This is a genomic window from Parahoeflea olei, assembly GCF_001703635.1.
Classification (GTDB): Bacteria; Pseudomonadota; Alphaproteobacteria; order Rhizobiales; family Rhizobiaceae; genus Hoeflea; species Hoeflea olei.
On the sequence record NZ_LQZT01000003.1, the window covers coordinates 29,676 to 45,189 of the forward strand.

Below are 15,514 nucleotides of genomic sequence, written 5' to 3' on the forward strand. Positions count from 1 at the left end.
CTGCTTGAAACCGAGTTCACCGGCCGCGGCAAGGTCGAGATCAACCGCTTCAAGGGCCTGGGCGAAATGATGGCGTCCCAGCTCAAGGAAACCACGATGGATCCGGCGAACCGGACGCTGTTGAAGGTGGCGGTGGACGTGACCGACCCCGAATCCACCCGCGAGACCGTCGACAGCCTGATGGGCACCAAGGCCGATGCGCGCTTCCGCTTTATCCAGGAACACGCGGAATTCGCGGACAATCTCGATATCTGAGAGGGGCCGCCCATGACGGCGATTGCCCGCCGCACCGGCTGGTACCGCGCGGCCAAGCCCACGTGATACCGGCCGCTCAGGCGGCTTCGGCGGCCAGCGCCTGGGCGTAGTCGCGCGAGACCTGGCGGCGCCAGTTGAAATGCAGGGTCTCGACCAGCCGCAGCAACTCGCCCACCGCCGGATGACGCTCGGCGTCGCAGGCGTGGCGCTCGATCAGCTGCTGCGTGACGCGGCCGGTATCGATGCCGGTGAGGCTGCGCGAGGCCGCACGCCAGATCAGGGTCGCCGACACGAACACCTGCGCCATCTCCCCACTCAGGCCGATCGCACGGTAGAGCGCGCGCATGGCGGTTTCGCGTCCGTCGACCAGGATGCCGCGCACGCGCTGGTCGCCCATGCCCGAAAGCGACACCACGGCCGCGGCGAAGAAATCGACATTTCCCGCGCACAAGGCATGGATCAGGAAGGCCGGCGTCAGACGCCCCGACATCCGCAGATGCTCGACCAGCGCCGGGATTTCCTGCGCCTCCACCGTTTCGGCGAGCCGCAGCGTGGCATTCATGCAGGCCTCTTCCGTGATCTTTCGGCCGCGGCTGCCGCCGATCGCCGAACGGACGAAATCAGACCCCGCGAGTGCCGCGCCGAGCCGCTCGACCAGCGCCTGGCGCACGTCGCAGGGCAGATCCGGGCGTTCGAACAGGCGCGCGCGCAGCTCGCAATCGTCGCCGAAGCGTTCGGCGATCCGGCGCAGCGAGATCCGCGCGATCCTGACATGGGGATTGTCGAGCATGTCGGCCACGGCCCCGGCTTCGCCGACTTCGGCAAGGGCTGCGGCAACGGCCACCGAAAGCGGGCGCCGGCAGGCCACGAACTGTTGCAGCGCCTGGCGGCCGCCGGCAACGATCTCGATCAGGTCATTGTCGGCCAGAACCGGCGACAGCGCGATCACGCGGGCCGCCACCTCGATCTGGTCGGCGGCAAGCCCGAGCACGATCGCGCGCGGCGCATGATCGAGCTGCGCCAGCCCCTCGGCCAGCGCGAGCCGCACCTTCGGCGACGGGTCCTCGATCAACAGCGCCAGCGCCGCCTCGGCCGCCTGACGTTCCGACTGGTCCATGTGGCCGAGCGCATAGGCCCGGGTCAGGGCCGCCGCGGCCTTGCACCGATCTGCAGTCTTGGCGGTTTCCGACCATTTCAGGAACGACTTGACTATCATAGGAAATCCGACCCCACTCGATACCAGCACCGCGATCCTAAGGAGAAATGGTTTACGATCGGTTCACCATGCCCGTTAACGCTTCGACGGGAAGCATCGCAGCCTTGCGCCCCGCTGCCGAACGCGGCATCAATGCGGTCGGCACAGCACAGGGGAGGTTTGAATGCGCGGCATGTATCTCGAGGACTTCGTTCCCGGCGAGGTGATTTCCCACACGCTCCGGCGCACCGTGACCGAGATGGACAACATGTTGTTCTCCAACATGACGCTCAATCCGCAGCCGCTGCATATCGATTTCGAGTTCTGCAAATCGACCGAGTTCGGCCAGCCGCTGGTCAATTCGCTGTTCACGCTGGGGCTGATGATCGGGATATCGGTCAACGATACCACCGTGGGCACGACGATCGCCAATCTCGGCATGACCGAGGTCACCTTCCCCAATCCGCTGTTTCACGGCGACACCGTGCGGGTGGAAACGAAGATCGTCTCGGTCCGCGAATCCAAGTCGAAGCCTGACCGTGGAATCGTCGAACTGGAGCACCAGGCCTTCAACCAGCGCGACCAGCTGGTGGCGCGCTGCGTGCGCCAGGCGATGATGCGCCGGAGGCCCGCGCCATGATGCGCTCGCTGCTGTTCGTTCCCGGAGACCAGGACCGCAAGATGGCGAAGGCGTCAGGCTCGGGCGCAGATGCGCTGATTCTCGATCTGGAGGATTCGGTTGCGGTTCCGCGCAAAGCCGAGGCACGGCAGATGGTAACCGCGTTTCTGGCTCAGGCCGACAGATCGGCCCCTGCCCCGCGCCTGATCGTGCGTGTCAACGCGCTTGATACCGGGCTGACGGACGACGACCTCGCAGCGGTGGTGGCGGCCGCGCCCGACGCGATCCTGCTGCCCAAGGCCGGATCCGGCGCCGACCTGCAGGACCTGAGCGCGCGGATCGCCGTGCACGAGGCCGAGGCGGGCCTGCCCGACGGCGCCATCCGCATCCACGCGCTGATGACCGAGACCGCCCGCGGACTGCTGTCGGCCGGCAGCTTTGCGGGGAAGTCCGCACGACTCTCGGCGCTCGCATGGGGGGCGGAAGATCTGGCGGCCGACATCGGCGCGGCCTCCAACAAGGACGAAACCGGTCGCTACACCGACGTCTTCCGGATGGCCCGCAGCCTGACGCTGCTTGCCGCCGCCGATGCGGGCGTCGAGGCGATCGACACCGTGTTTACAGATTTCCGCGACAATGATGCGCTTGCGGCGGAATGCCGGGCTGCGGTGCGCGACGGGTTTTCGGGCAAGATGGCGATCCATCCCGGCCAGGTCGAAACCATCAACGCCGCCTTCACCCCCGCCAGGGAGGATGTCGAGCGCGCGGTCCGGATCCTGGCGCTGTTTGCGGCCGCAGGCCCCGATGCAGGCGTGCTTTCGCTCGACGGCAAGATGATCGACCGGCCGCATCTCAGGCAGGCCGAACGTGTGGCGCGGCGCGCGGGCCTCGATGCCGCCGCCCTGCCCCAAAACGGCTGAAGGCGCGCGGCCGTCGGGCCCGTCAGGACTTCGGCCAGACCGGACGACGCATCTGGAACGGCTCGGCGCCGTCGCTGTAATCCATGTAGCCCATCCGCCCCACGGGCGTGGCGATACCCATGTCGAGCAGGCCGTCGGTGAGTGCCCGTTCGTCGATATGGATGCCCACGACCTGGCCGATGACGACGAAGGAGCCGCTCGGTGCGCCCTCAAGGCTCTTGACCTCGAATATGGTGGTGACCCGGCATTCGAGCGCGGCATGGGCTGCGGCAACGAACGGCGCATCGATCAGCCGCGCCTCGGCCATTTCGAGCCCGGCATAGGCGAATTCGCTTTCGCCATAGGGCGCGTTGACCGCACTCGCATTCATTTTCTCGGCGAGATCGCGCGTCACCATGCTCGCGGTGAAGACGCCGGTGTCCTCGGCATTGCGTAGGCTGTCCTTGCGCCCCGAGGACGAGAACATCACCGTCTTCGGGTGATCCGAGATCGCGTTGAAATAGGAGTACGGCGCCAGGTTGACCGAGCCGTCGCGGCCGCGCGTGCCGATCCAGCCGATCGGGCGCGGCGACACGATCGCCTTGAACGGGTCATGGGGAAGCCCGTGGGCATTGGCCGCGGTCTCGTAGAACACGGCCCTGCCTCACTCGCCCGAGAAGGTGACGATGTCGGCAAGATCGGGCCGCGCCCGGTCACCGGGATGCATCTTCATGGTGCCGATATGGATGAAACCGGAGATCCGCTCGCCCGGCTTGACACCGAGCAACGGATAGACGCTTTCGTCGAAGGCAAACCATTCGGTGAGCCAGTTCGAGGCGTAACCGAGCGCATTGGCGGCCATCAGCAGGTTGAGGCACACCGCGCCGGAACTCATCACCTGCTCCCACTCGGGAATCTTGACGTGGGGCGCAGCCCGAGAAACCACCGCGATCACCACCGGCGCCCGGGTGAGCCGGGTCTTTTCGACCTGTATCATGTCGTCCGCGAGATCCGGCTTGTTGGCCATCGCCACCTTGGCGAGTTCCGCCGAGATTCGGTCCCGCTCGGCTCCCTGATAGACGATGAAGCGCCAGGGCGCGAGCTTGCCGTGGTCGGGCACGCGGCTCGCCAGCGTCAGCATCTCCTCGATCTCCGCCCGCGAGGGGCCGGGTTCCTGCATCTGGAAGGCGGGAATGGAACGGCGGGTTTCAAGATAGGCTTTCAGGGCGGCATTGACCGGCATGGCTTCCTCGTGCATTCAGGTTCGGCCATGAATTTGCCATGGCGCTGATTTCAAGTGGCCTCTCACATCCCGGAAGTCAACCGGACCGGAGCGCATGAACAGACTGACGGTATTCCTGCTGGCCCTTTTCGTGCTGCCGCAGACACTCGGGCCTGCTGGTGCGCAGGATGCCTTCGGCACCGCCGACGACGCTCCGATCAAGCTGCCCGGACTGAACGAATATGCGCCGACCGACGAGGCAACCCACGCGGCCAACGGGCGCACCGTGCGCATGGAAGCGACGCTGACGGAGAACGGCGCGCCGCTCAAATACGGCCTGACCTGGCGCATTTTCCATCCGATCCCCGGCCCCGACGGCAAGCTGCCGCTGCTTGCCACCTCCGAAGGCGGATCGGCCGATTTCGAATTCGAGCCGGGCGACTATTTCATCCACGTGGCCTTCGGCCGCGCCGGCGTGACCAAGAAGCTCACGGTTCCCCGCGACGGCCCGATCGAGACACAGCACATGGTGCTCGAAGCCGGCGGGCTGGTGCTCAATGCGGTCTCCGGCATCGATGCGCGCATTCCCGCAAGCCAGCTCCGCTTCAACATCTACAAGGCCGACGAAGGCATCGACGGCGAACAGCAGCTTGTGGTCGAGGACGTCAAGCCCAACACCATCGTCCGGCTCAATGCCGGCACCTACCACATCGTCTCCGAATACGGCGCGGTGAACGCCGTGATCCGCTCGGATATCCGCGTCGAGGCCGGCAAACTCACCGAAGCCGTGATCCAGCACCGCGCGGCCCAGCTCACGCTCAAGCTGGTGGCCGAACCCGGCGGCGAGGCCATCGCCGACACCGCCTGGTCGATCCTGACCTCGGGCGGCGACGTGGTGTCGGAAAGCGTGGGCGCCTTCCCGACCATCGTTCTCGCCGAGGGCGAATACACCGCGATCGCCCGCAACAAGGGCAAGGTGCTGCAACGCGAGTTCACGGTACAGGCCGGCCAGAATTCCGATGTGGAAGTGTTGCTGAATTAGGCAGCTCGCGACATCCCGTCCACGACATCACGCGCACAAACGCGGCTGCCTGCCGGCGCGCCACCCCTTCACGGGCGGCGGGCAATCGGGCGCCCATGGAGAGAAGGATCCGGCGCGGCCTATCGTCGAGGCCGCGCCGAAAATGCTCAGGCCGCCCGGGCGGCCTTTTCGGCGTTGCGGCGCGCCACGTCCGGCGGCGTCGCCTCTTCGACCAGTTGCGCGACCGCTTCGGCAAGCGACATCGACACCTGATCGCGGCTTCCCAGACGCCGCATGTTGACCGTGTCTTCCTCGGCCTCGCGCTTGCCGCAGACGAGGATCACCGGCACCTTGGCGAGCGAGTGCTCGCGGACCTTGTAGTTGATCTTCTCGTTGCGGAAATCGGTCTCGACCTGAAGGCCTGCGTCGCGCAGCGTCTGGGCCACGCGGGCGCCGTAGTCGTCGGCCTCCGAGGTGATGGTCGCGACCACCACCTGCAGCGGCGCGAACCACATCGGCATGTGCCCGCCATGGCTCTCGATCAGGATGCCGAGGAAGCGTTCGAGCGAGCCGCAGATCGCCCGGTGCACCATCACCGGCTGCTTCTTCTCCGAATCCGCGCCGATGTAGAAGGCGCCGAAGCGTTCGGGCAGGTTGAAGTCGACCTGGGTGGTGCCGCACTGCCAGTCGCGGCCGATGGCATCGCGCAGGGTGTATTCGAACTTCGGGCCGTAGAAGGTGCCCTCGCCCTCGTTGATGCCGATCTTGATGCGGCTGTCCTCGCGCGCCATGCGTTCGAGCGCACGCTTGAGGATCTCCTCCGCATGGTCCCACATCGCGTCGGTGCCGACCCGCTTTTCGGGCCGGGTGGCGAGCTTGACCACCACTTCCTCGAAACCGAAATCCTTGTAGACCGACATCATCAGATCGTTGATCTTCAGGATCTCCGCCTCGAGCTGTTCCTCGGTGCAGAAGATGTGCGCATCGTCCTGCGTGAAGGCGCGCACGCGCATCAGCCCGTGCAGAGCGCCGGACGGCTCGTAGCGGTGGACATTGCCGAATTCGGCGAGCCGGATCGGCAGGTCGCGGTAGGATTTGAGCCCGTGCTTGAAGATCTGCACGTGGCCCGGGCAGTTCATCGGCTTCAAGGCGAAGATGCGGTTGTCCGCCTCCTCGTCGTCGGGATGGGTGAAGGCATGCGCCGATTTCACCGCGAACATGTTTTCCTGGTACCAGCCCCAGTGACCCGAGGTCTCCCACAGGCTCTTGTCAAGCACCTGCGGCGCATTGACCTCTTCATAGCTGCCTTCGAGCCTCCGGCGCATATAGGCGAGCAGGTTCTGGAACATGCGCCAGCCCTTGGAATGCCAGAACACCACGCCCGGCCCCTCGTCCTGGAAATGGAACAGGTCCATCTCGCGGCCGAGCCGGCGATGGTCGCGCTTTTCGGCCTCCTCGAGCATCGTCAGATAGGCGTCGAGTTCGGCCTGCTCGGTCCAGGCGGTGCCGTAGATGCGGGTCAGCATCGGATTGTTGGAATCGCCGCGCCAATAGGCGCCCGCGACCTTCATCAGCTTGAAGGCGGTGCCGATCTGGCCGGTCGAGGCCATGTGCGGGCCGCGGCACAGGTCGAACCAGTCGCCCTGGCGATAGATCTTCAGGTCCTGATCGGCGGGAATCGCCTCGATCAGCTCGACCTTGTAAGCCTCGCCCTTCTCCTTGAACACGCGCTTGGCTTCGTCGCGCGACCAGACTTCCTTGGTGAAGGCCTGGTTGCGGGCGATGATCTCCTTCATCTTCTTTTCGATCACCGGCAGGTCTTCGGGCGTGAACGGCTCGTTCTTGGCGAAGTCGTAATAGAAGCCGTTCTCGATCACGGGACCGATGGTGACCTGCGTGCCCGGATAAAGTTCCTGCACGGCTTCGGCCATCACGTGGGCGGCATCATGCCGGATCAGCTCAAGCGCGCGCGGGTCGGTGCGGGTGACGATCTCGAGCGCGCCCTCGCGCACGGGATCGCTCAGGTCCGCAAGTTCGCCGTCGATGGCGACCGCGACCGCTTTCTTGGCCAGAGATTTGGAAATCGACTCGGCGACCTCGCGGCCGGTCGTGCCGGCGGGGTAGTCTCGCTTCGAGCCATCGGGAAAAGTGAGGGAAACGGCTGACGCCATGACAGTCTCTCCTTGGTCCAGTCCCGCCTACGAACGCGGGTGGTTGAGTTAGGTATGTGTGCGCCGAGGCGTTTACGCCATTTGGGGAGGCCGGGCAAGGCAAACCCGCCCACTCCCGGTCCGCCTACTCCCAGAAAGCCCGGGCCTCCCCGGGCAGTCGAGCCAATGCGGCCTCGAAGGCGGCCGCGTCCATATGGGCGCGCAGGCATGCGGCGATGATCCGCCGCGCACCGGGCGGGGCGAGATTGTGGTGCCGGCGAATGGCGCGGAGCTCCGCGTCATAGGCATCCGAATCGGCAAAGGGCAGCCGTTCCGCATCCGGATCCCATTCCCGGACAAACATCGCCCCGACGATGACGGGCAGCGCCCCGGCAAACACGAGGACCTGGTCCGAATCGAGCCTTTGCCGGAACACGCGCAAGAACCCGTAGAGCACCGCATAGGTCTGGTGCCGGGTGCCGAGATTGAGTCGGTCCATGAGATCAACCAACATCGCATCAAATCGTTGCCCAGCCAGCGCGATCTCCTGCGGCACGGTCATGACGCGTCTCTCTTGGCTCGCGAGACGCTTGCGAACCGCCACGGCGCCCACCACACGAGGCGTGAATCCAGTGTTTCGGGCACATTGTCGATGCCGTGGGTTCCACCGGGGCCGCAGCGGCCGACCCGGAACAGCGCCAGCCATCCGCCCTTCCACAATCCGTGGCGGGCGATCGCTTCATAGCCATATTCCGAGCAGGTCGGCAGATGCCGGCAAGAATTGCCGATGAAGCCCGAGAGCGTGAGCTGGTAGAGCCGCACAAGACCGGTGCCGAGCAGCCGTCCGGGCGTTTTCGGCCAAGGGCCGCTGTAGTTGCGGCTGGTCATGAGTCCTCCAGAACGGCAACAACCAGTCTGCGCAAGTCCGGGATGGCCGTACGAGAGGTCTGGTAGAGGATACCCAAGTCGACCTGATCGTATCCATGCACGAGCCGGTTGCGCATGGCATAGGCGTCAGCCAGCCTCATCTCCGGATTGTCCCGCGCAAAATCCGGCCACTTGGAGAGCAGCCGACCCGCGATCTCGCCCACCTGCTCAACGGCCTTGCAGACCGCCAGTTGCCTGATCTCGTCTTGCGCGAATGCATCGAAGCCGATCCCGGACGCCATGGCCTCGACCTTTGCGCACCAGACCTCGCGGCTCCGAAGCACAGCGGTCCGTTGTCCAAAGTCCGGTGCGGTCATAGGGCCACGAGATCGCTGGCCAGAAGGCGCAGGTTTCCGTCCGAAAACTCGCCCTCGGTCCGGACATCGACCTTGACGCCGAGAAGCGCGCCCAGTTCGCGTTCGAGAGCCGCAAGATCAAAATAGGTGATCTCGCCGGTCCGTCGCACCAGAATATCGAGGTCGCTTCTTTCCGTGTCGTCTTGACGCGCCGCCGAGCCGAAAATCCGCGGGTTTTCAAGCGGATATCGTGCGATGATCGCCTTGGCCTCGTCGCGATGCCTCTTGAGCGCGTCTGAAGGTCGCATGGCTTTGGCTTCCTCAGGCCGCGTCTTCCCCCGCGCGCCGTGCCTCGATCTGGTCGAGGCAGTCATTGACGGCGTCGAAGGTCAGCAGCGTGGAAGCGTGGCGCGCGCGGTAATCGCGCACCGGTTCGAGAAACTGGAGATCGGCAAACCGGCCTTCCGGCGCCGGCCCGTTTTCCTTCAGCATGGCGCGCATCTGGTCGCGCACCGCGCGCAGTTCCGCGGCGCTGGCGCCGATGATGTTGCGGGCCATGATCGACGACGAGGCCTGCCCCAGCGCGCAGGCCTTGACGTCATGGGCGAAGTCGGCAACCCGGTCGCCGTCCATCTTGAGCCAGACCCTGACCTTCGAGCCGCACAGTTTCGAATGCGCGGAGGCTTCGGCATCGGCGTCCTCGAGCGTTCCGATCCGGGGAATATTGCCCGCGAATTCGAGGATTCGCGCATTGTACACGTCGTCAATCATGTCGTCGGACTTTCCGTCTTTCATTGCCGCCGGCGACCTTGCCGGCCGCCAGGGCGTCAGGAGCGCTGCCAAGGCCGCGTCAGCAGGCGCCGGCAGCGACACGAGATGACGCCGTCCCACCTCGACGCGCGCGTTTCGATCATTATATAGTAGGTTCCGTGCATTCGGCAAAACCTGTTTGTCAGCCAAGTGCGCAAAGGGAAACCGTGCCGGACGGCCCCGCCTGCCTGCCAGCGCCCTCAAGGCGCCTGGAGGATGGCGAATGGCCCGAAAGCCCCGGAACCCGCAGGACAATCGCGCGGCGTATCGCCGCGCAAACCGTTGTGTGCGTGGTCCGTTCGAAGATGAAACGCGTAAAGGGTGAAAACCCAACGGAGACTGCGACCATGGATGCCATCGTGAACCCCCTGCCCGGCACGGATGAAGACAATCGCCCCACGCAGGCCGAGGCCGAAGCCGCGGTCAGCACGCTGCTGCGCTGGATCGGCGACGATACCACCCGGGAAGGCCTGATCGACACGCCGATGCGCGTGGTCAAGGCCTACAAGGAATTGTTCTCAGGCTATGACCAGGATGCCGAGGAAGCGCTCGGCCGCACCTTCGAGGAGGTGGCGGGCTATGACGATATCGTGCTGATCAAGGACATCCCGTTCTTCTCGCATTGCGAGCACCACATGGTGCCGATCATCGGCAAGGCCCATGTCGCCTACCTGCCCGACGGCAAGGTCGTGGGCCTGTCCAAGATCGCCCGCGTGGTGGAGATCTTCGGCCGCCGGCTGCAGACCCAGGAAACGCTGACCGCGCAGATCGCCCATGCAATCGACGAAACGCTGAGGCCCCGCGGTGTCGCGGTGATGATCGAGGCCGAACACATGTGCATGGCCATGCGCGGCATCCAGAAGCAGGGGTCGACCACCATGACCACCACCTTCACCGGCGCCTTCAAGACCGACCCGCACGAACAGGTCCGGTTCATGACCATGCTCCGCGGCTGATCCCATCCCCTGCCTGAAAGGGCGCCCATGACGACGTTTCCCGCAGCCGAAGGCAAGGCAGCCCTCGAAGAGGGCGAAGCCCTGACTCCGCGTTTCGATGCCAACGGGCTGATCACAGCCGTGGTCGCCGACAGCCGCGACAACGCGGTGCTGATGCTCGCGCACATGAACGCCGAGGCGCTGCGGCTGACCCTCGAGACCGGCATCGCCCATTACTGGAGCCGCTCGCGCCAGAGCCTGTGGAAGAAGGGCGAGACCTCCGGCAACCTGCAGATGGTCGACGAGATCCGCGTCGATTGCGACCAGGATGCGGTGCTGCTGAAGGTTCGCGTGGGCGGCGCCGACGCCACCTGCCACACCGGCCGCCGCTCCTGCTTCTACCGCCGGATCGTGGCCGGCGACGGCGGCCCGCGGCTCGAAACAGACTCCGCGCCGCGCTTCGATCCCGCCACCGTTTATGGCTGAAAACGACCCGGCCTGCACCATTTTGGGGCAGGTCCGGTCCGCATTCACCAATTTGAAACCGATTGCTGGTGTCATGCATTGTATGGAGGGGTGTTCAGCGGGAAGGACCTGAGCGATGCTGAACTGGAACATGAACCGTACCGGCGCCGATCCGGCCGCAGTCGCGGCGCACGCGATTCCCATGCCCGTGGATCCGCCCTTGGACACCTTGCACGCCCAACCCGTCAAACCCAAACCCCGCATCGCGCTTGCGCTTGGCGGTGGAGCGGCGCGCGGATGGGCCCATATCGGCGTGCTCCGCGCGCTCGATGAAGCGGGCGTCGGCGTCTCCATGATTGCCGGCACCTCGATCGGCGCGCTGGTCGGCGGCTGCTATCTCGCAGGCCGGCTCGACGAGCTTGAAGCCTTCGCACGCAGCCTCACGATGCGCCGCATCGCGGGCCTTCTCGATTTCGCGATCGGTGGGGGCGGCCTGTTCGGCGGCATGCGGCTCAACGACCGCATGCAGGAGCACCTGGTCGGCGTCAATATCGAGGATCTCGACCGCACCTTCGTCGCGGTCGCGGCCGAACTCAACACCGGGCACGAAGTCTGGATTTCGTCCGGCTCGCTGATCACCGGGATCCGCGCCTCCTATGCGCTGCCGGGCATTTTCGAACCGGTGCGCTGCAACAACCGCACGCTGCTCGACGGCGCACTGGTCAATCCGGTGCCGGTCTCGGTCTGTCGCGCCCATGAACAGCCGCTGGTGGTGGCGGTCAACCTGCATTACGACCTCTACGGCCGCTCGGCCGTGATCAAGCACACCGCCATCGATCCGCCGCCGGTGGAAGGGGCTGAAGAGCCCCGCAAGCGGCCGCGTGAAAACCGGCTCGGCATGACCGCCGTCATGGTGCAGGCCTTCAACATCATCCAGGACCGGATCTCGCGCGCCAGGCTTGCCGGCGACCCGCCCGATCTGTCGCTGCACCCGCGGCTTGCGGATATCGGCCTGTCGGAATTCCACCGCGCCAGCGAGGCGATCGACCGAGGCTACCAGGAAGCCTCCGCCAAGCTCGGTGAAATCACCCGCATGCAGGCGGCGATCGCGCCGCTGTAGGCCCACCGCTTCCGGCGCACGCCTCCCGGCCGGGTCAGGACGTCGGATCCCAAAAGCCCGCGTGGCGCGCGTGGCGCGACCTCAGCTTGCGATATAGGCCTTGATGTCCTCGGCCTCGCGTTCGATGTCCTCGATGCGTCGACGCACCACGTCCCCGATCGAGATGATCCCGACCAGCTTGCCGCCTTCCTCGACCGGCAAATGCCGGAACCGGCCATTGGTCATCAGTTCCATGACCTGGTTGATGCTGTGCTGCTCGCCGCAAGTCGTCACTTTCGAAGTCATGATTTCGGAAATCTCGCTTGCCAGCGCCTGTACCCCGCGGGCCGCGACTGCGCGGACGATGTCGCGTTCCGACAGGATGCCGGCGATGCGGCCGCTGCCATCGGTCACCACCACCGCACCGATCTTGTTGTCCGCCAGAAACCGGATCGCCTCCTCCGTCCCCATGCTCGGGCGCACGGTCACGACATCACGACCCTTTTCGTCCAGGATTTGCTTAACAGTCATGCAGTCCTCCTTCCGCAAGAATGCCGGGGCGAACCGCCGACAAGCGACGGTTTCACAGCAAACCATGGTGCGCCGGAAGAAAATGCATTGCAAGCGGCTGGCTTTCCGCCCCGGCTCACAAAGCGAAACCGTTTCTTACCGGGCCTTGCGCGGCGGGGGCGATCCGCGGCGGCGCTTCACGGATCGAGCGGATCGAACAGCGAGAAGCAGAGGAAGCCGAACAGGAAGCCGCCGACATGCGCTTCCCAGGCGATGGCGGAATCGGCGATGCCAAAGGAAAAGCCGCCGGCCGCGAGCAGGTTTATGCCGAACCAGACCGCAAGAAAGCCCACGACCGTGCGGTTGCGCAGCGATTGTGCGACCGAAGCCCGGGGATTGAGATGGGCCAGGTCGCGGCGGAAGCCGTGGCCGCCGAAGGCGAACCGCGCCGCAGCCCCCATCAACGCCGAGACCACGCCGGAAGCGCCGACCATCACGCTGATATCGCCCCAGTGAAAGGCAAGAAACAGCGCCGCAGACGCAAGCGCGCTCGCAAACCAGAACACCAGGAACCGCACCGGCCCGATCCGGCGCGCCACGATCGAACCGAAAGCCGCGAGCCAGAACGAGTTGAGCGCGAGATGCAGGTATCCGCCATGCAGCAGCGAATAGGTGACCGGCGACCAAAGATAGGGTCCCACCTGCCCCGCGATCGGCACCGCATAGCGCTGCGGAATGAAGGCCCCCTGCAGGATGATCTCGAGCACCGCCTTTTCCGGCAGCAGCGAGGCCATGGCCACCTGGATGGCGACCATCACCAGGAGCATCGCCAGAACGACGTTCGGGATGTTGAAGAACGGCTCGTGACCTGGCTGATCCGGTGCGGCATCCGTCGGCTCTTGGGGGAAAGTCATCGCGCCTGAGCATCCTCTGCAGGGACAAGTGATTGCTGGCCGTGAGGAGTAGTGTCCGCACGCGCCGCTGACAACGCCGCAAGGGCAAAAAAAAGCCGTCCGCACCATGGCGAACGGCTGGTCGAGCCCCCCTCGAACAAATTTGTGCTGAAAACATGACACTGCATGAAGTCTGTCCTGTGTATGACATGACGCGGGACTGGCGACAATCGACACTCCCGATTAACCTTAATGCCGCGGCGGTGGCATGGTTTTCGCTTCGCTAACAGGGAATCCGCCATGCGGCCCCGGCCTGTGCCATCCCGGCGCAAATCGGGTCCCGTTCTGAAAGTTCCGGCCTCCGGAGAAACGAAAATGAAACACAAGCACAGCCTCGGGCTTTACGAATACTGGACCGCCAAGCGCGGCGCCCGCGCGGCGCCGAACCGCACCGACATCGAGCCCGCCGATATCCGGCAGATGCTGCCGCATGTGTTCATCTGCGATCTCGACGCCGAGCACCGGCTCGCCTTCCGGCTGGCCGGGACGGCGCTGTGCGCGCTCTATGGCCGCGAGCTCAAGGGCTCGTCCTTCAGTTCGCTCTGGCTGGCCGACGGCGCCCGCAACGCCGCGCGCACGGGCGTTGCGGTGGCGACCCAGACGACGCCGGCGGTGCTTTCGCTCGACGGCTTGTCCAACGGCGGTCGCGTGGCCCAGGCGGAGATGCTGCTGCTGCCGATCACCGGTCCCAGCGGTCGCCATGACCGCCTGATCGGGCTGGTGTCGGTTTTCGAGCGCCCCTATTGGGTGGGCAGCGATCCCCTCGCAGGCTTTTCGACCACCGGAATCCGTTTCATCGACCCCTCGCGCGAGCCGGTGTTTCTGGCCAACCGCCCCGAAATCGGTCTCGGCGGCACGCCCCATGCCGCCGCACCGGCCCAGGGCGGCCCGATGGCACGGAAAGTGGCGCATCTGGTGGTGCACGAGGGCGGTCGCCGCGATTGAGGCGCCAAAGGCAAATGCTTACACGTTGTTAACAATGATATGCGTAGGATGACCCAGCACACCGGGAATCGACAGGGCTGGGACCTTGACCTTCAACTCCGCATCTCACTATTACGCTCCGCCTGAAGCGCCCGACCGGCAATACAGCCGCGTCAAGATTTCGGTGCAGGGGCGTTTCATGCGTGCGGATCACTCCGAACACGATTGCCTGGTCGACACCATGTCGCCGTTCGACGCGGTGTTTTCGTCGGGCGTCCGCCCCGAAACCGGCGAACGTATCGTCGCCTATCTCGATTATATCGGCCGCATCGAAGGCAGGGTCACGGAGGCTGCGGTCCGGTCGTTCACGATCGCGCTCAACGCCACCGACCGCAAGCGCGACAAGCTCTCGGCACAGCTCACCTGGCTCGCCAACAAGCACGAGCTGGGCCTGCCCGAAGATCGGCGCCACGAACGTGTGGCCCCGAGCAATCCGGTGTCGGAAATCCGCCTCGACGACGGCCGCCGCTATCCCTGCCGCATCATCGACCTGTCGGTGTCCGGCGCCGCCGTCGAAATCGACGTGCGCCCCGCCTTCGGCACCATGGTGCTGCTCGGCAACATGCGCGGCCGCGTGGTCCGCCACTTCCAGGAAGGAATCGCCCTGGAATTCACCGCGGTCCAGCCCGAGGAGTCGATCTCCACGATCGCCTGACCGGCGCGCGGCGACATTGCTCCCGCCCGGCCCTTGAGGCTGCGCAACAGCCCACCCCCTTCTTCCTCTTCCGGATCTCCGGATCGCGGCATGAACCGCCGTTAGGGGCTTTTTTCGTCGCGGACGCCATCCGCAGGCGGTCGAAGGAGAGCACTTGTCCCTACCCAAGGCGGCACCAGCGCACGCCTTTCGCAGCTTCAAAAGCAAGGCCGGTATTGCCGGGCGCCGCAAGCCGGATGCTCAAGCCAGGCTCGCGCGCCAGACCAACCTTTATCTCCTCCCGTTGCCCCAGGCCCCGCAGGCTAGCACCGGCGCCTTTTTTCGGGCCGCCCGGCCTCGTACGCGCGATGGACGGGGCCGTTCCGTCATGGTTTGCAAATCCTTGCACGAACCCCGACAATTTTATACTTGTTTTATTGTAATTTTCGGAAGATTCGACTTAGCTTTTACTCAAGTTAATACTTATTTGTACTGGTGTTTTTTGCGCGATCGCAAGCCATGGATGTCATTGTGGCCTCG

General features: G+C 65.1%; 19 protein-coding genes and 1 pseudogene. 9 read left to right on the forward strand and 11 right to left on the reverse strand.

All coding sequences use genetic code 11. The features are described from left to right. A pseudogene (locus AWJ14_RS22675) lies at positions 1-255 on the forward strand (DNA topoisomerase IV subunit B); the annotation flags it as partial. 76 nt (positions 256-331) lie between these two features. Here the strand turns inward: AWJ14_RS22675 and AWJ14_RS04040 are convergent. After that, complete coding sequence (locus AWJ14_RS04040; RefSeq protein WP_066175267.1) at positions 332-1,471, reverse strand: DUF2336 domain-containing protein; 1,140 nt, start codon at positions 1,469-1,471, stop codon at positions 332-334. A 163-nt stretch (positions 1,472-1,634) separates the two neighbouring features. On the opposite strand from AWJ14_RS04040, the gene AWJ14_RS04045 reads away from it, so the two are divergent. Together AWJ14_RS04045 and AWJ14_RS04050 are read left to right on the forward strand one after the other, a co-directional pair. Beyond that, positions 1,635-2,090 carry a MaoC family dehydratase gene (locus AWJ14_RS04045; protein ID WP_066175270.1) on the forward strand — a complete coding sequence of 152 codons (456 nt, stop codon included), beginning with the start codon at positions 1,635-1,637 and terminating at the stop codon, positions 2,088-2,090. Continuing rightward, on the forward strand, positions 2,090-2,989 hold the full coding sequence (locus AWJ14_RS04050; protein WP_066175540.1) for an HpcH/HpaI aldolase/citrate lyase family protein: 900 nt from the start codon (positions 2,090-2,092) through the stop codon (positions 2,987-2,989). The genes AWJ14_RS04045 and AWJ14_RS04050 overlap by 1 nt, the downstream gene beginning before the upstream one ends. A gap of 22 nt (positions 2,990-3,011) precedes the next feature. On the opposite strand, the gene AWJ14_RS04055 is transcribed toward AWJ14_RS04050, so the two are convergent. Continuing rightward, the gene (locus tag AWJ14_RS04055) at positions 3,012-3,623 is read right to left on the reverse strand and encodes a flavin reductase family protein (protein ID WP_066175273.1); all 612 of its coding nucleotides are present in this window, start codon (positions 3,621-3,623) and stop codon (positions 3,012-3,014) included. A gap of 9 nt (positions 3,624-3,632) precedes the next feature. Then, entirely contained in the window at positions 3,633-4,211 is a 579-nt protein-coding gene (locus AWJ14_RS04060; RefSeq protein ID WP_066175542.1) for a nitroreductase family protein, read from the reverse strand. Positions 4,212-4,305: 94 nt separating this feature from the next. Between AWJ14_RS04060 and AWJ14_RS04065 the strand changes: the two genes are divergently transcribed. Then, positions 4,306-5,232, forward strand: coding sequence for a hypothetical protein (locus AWJ14_RS04065; protein WP_066175275.1), 927 nt, complete (start codon positions 4,306-4,308; stop codon positions 5,230-5,232). Positions 5,233-5,378: 146 nt separating this feature from the next. Here the strand turns inward: AWJ14_RS04065 and thrS are convergent, their stop codons facing one another. From thrS to AWJ14_RS04095, 6 genes are all read right to left on the reverse strand, one after another. Beyond that, a complete protein-coding gene (gene thrS / locus AWJ14_RS04070) occupies positions 5,379-7,382 on the reverse strand; it encodes a threonine--tRNA ligase (protein ID WP_066175276.1) in 2,004 nt (667 codons plus the stop codon). Between the two features lie 124 nt (positions 7,383-7,506). Next, a complete protein-coding gene (locus AWJ14_RS04075; protein ID WP_066175279.1) occupies positions 7,507-7,923 on the reverse strand; it encodes a DUF2267 domain-containing protein in 417 nt (138 codons plus the stop codon). Continuing rightward, positions 7,920-8,249 carry a membrane protein insertion efficiency factor YidD gene (gene yidD / locus AWJ14_RS04080; protein ID WP_066175281.1) on the reverse strand — a complete coding sequence of 110 codons (330 nt, stop codon included), beginning with the start codon at positions 8,247-8,249 and terminating at the stop codon, positions 7,920-7,922. Before yidD ends, AWJ14_RS04075 begins: the two co-directional genes overlap by 4 nt. Continuing rightward, positions 8,246-8,530: a HepT-like ribonuclease domain-containing protein gene (locus AWJ14_RS04085; protein WP_171904814.1), complete on the reverse strand. Its 285-nt coding sequence runs from the start codon at positions 8,528-8,530 to the stop codon at positions 8,246-8,248. The genes yidD and AWJ14_RS04085 overlap by 4 nt, the downstream gene beginning before the upstream one ends. Before the next feature lie 71 nt (positions 8,531-8,601). Next, the gene (locus AWJ14_RS04090; protein ID WP_066175284.1) at positions 8,602-8,892 is read right to left on the reverse strand and encodes a nucleotidyltransferase family protein; all 291 of its coding nucleotides are present in this window, start codon (positions 8,890-8,892) and stop codon (positions 8,602-8,604) included. 13 nt (positions 8,893-8,905) lie between these two features. Beyond that, positions 8,906-9,355: an iron-sulfur cluster assembly scaffold protein gene (locus AWJ14_RS04095; RefSeq protein ID WP_139112523.1), complete on the reverse strand. Its 450-nt coding sequence runs from the start codon at positions 9,353-9,355 to the stop codon at positions 8,906-8,908. A gap of 386 nt (positions 9,356-9,741) precedes the next feature. Between AWJ14_RS04095 and folE the strand changes: the two genes are divergently transcribed. The 3 genes from folE (at position 9,742) to AWJ14_RS04110 (ending at position 11,914) form a co-directional block, all read left to right on the forward strand. Then, positions 9,742-10,350, forward strand: coding sequence for a GTP cyclohydrolase I FolE (gene folE, locus AWJ14_RS04100; RefSeq protein ID WP_066175285.1), 609 nt, complete (start codon positions 9,742-9,744; stop codon positions 10,348-10,350). A gap of 27 nt (positions 10,351-10,377) precedes the next feature. Continuing rightward, entirely contained in the window at positions 10,378-10,815 is a 438-nt protein-coding gene (gene hisI / locus AWJ14_RS04105; RefSeq protein WP_066175287.1) for a phosphoribosyl-AMP cyclohydrolase, read from the forward strand. Between the two features lie 115 nt (positions 10,816-10,930). Beyond that, positions 10,931-11,914 carry a patatin-like phospholipase family protein gene (locus AWJ14_RS04110; protein ID WP_066175289.1) on the forward strand — a complete coding sequence of 328 codons (984 nt, stop codon included), beginning with the start codon at positions 10,931-10,933 and terminating at the stop codon, positions 11,912-11,914. Positions 11,915-11,995: 81 nt separating this feature from the next. Here the strand turns inward: AWJ14_RS04110 and AWJ14_RS04115 are convergent, their stop codons facing one another. Further along, entirely contained in the window at positions 11,996-12,424 is a 429-nt protein-coding gene (locus AWJ14_RS04115) for a CBS domain-containing protein (protein WP_066175293.1), read from the reverse strand. Between the two features lie 176 nt (positions 12,425-12,600). Continuing rightward, positions 12,601-13,317: a rhomboid family intramembrane serine protease gene (locus AWJ14_RS04120; protein WP_066175295.1), complete on the reverse strand. Its 717-nt coding sequence runs from the start codon at positions 13,315-13,317 to the stop codon at positions 12,601-12,603. Positions 13,318-13,671: 354 nt separating this feature from the next. Between AWJ14_RS04120 and AWJ14_RS04125 the strand changes: the two genes are divergently transcribed. Both AWJ14_RS04125 and AWJ14_RS04130 read left to right on the forward strand, forming a co-directional pair. Then, positions 13,672-14,301 carry a PAS domain-containing protein gene (locus tag AWJ14_RS04125; protein WP_066175299.1) on the forward strand — a complete coding sequence of 210 codons (630 nt, stop codon included), beginning with the start codon at positions 13,672-13,674 and terminating at the stop codon, positions 14,299-14,301. 178 nt (positions 14,302-14,479) lie between these two features. Next, positions 14,480-14,995, forward strand: coding sequence for a PilZ domain-containing protein (locus AWJ14_RS04130; protein WP_083220018.1), 516 nt, complete (start codon positions 14,480-14,482; stop codon positions 14,993-14,995). Positions 14,996-15,514 lie beyond the last annotated feature (519 nt).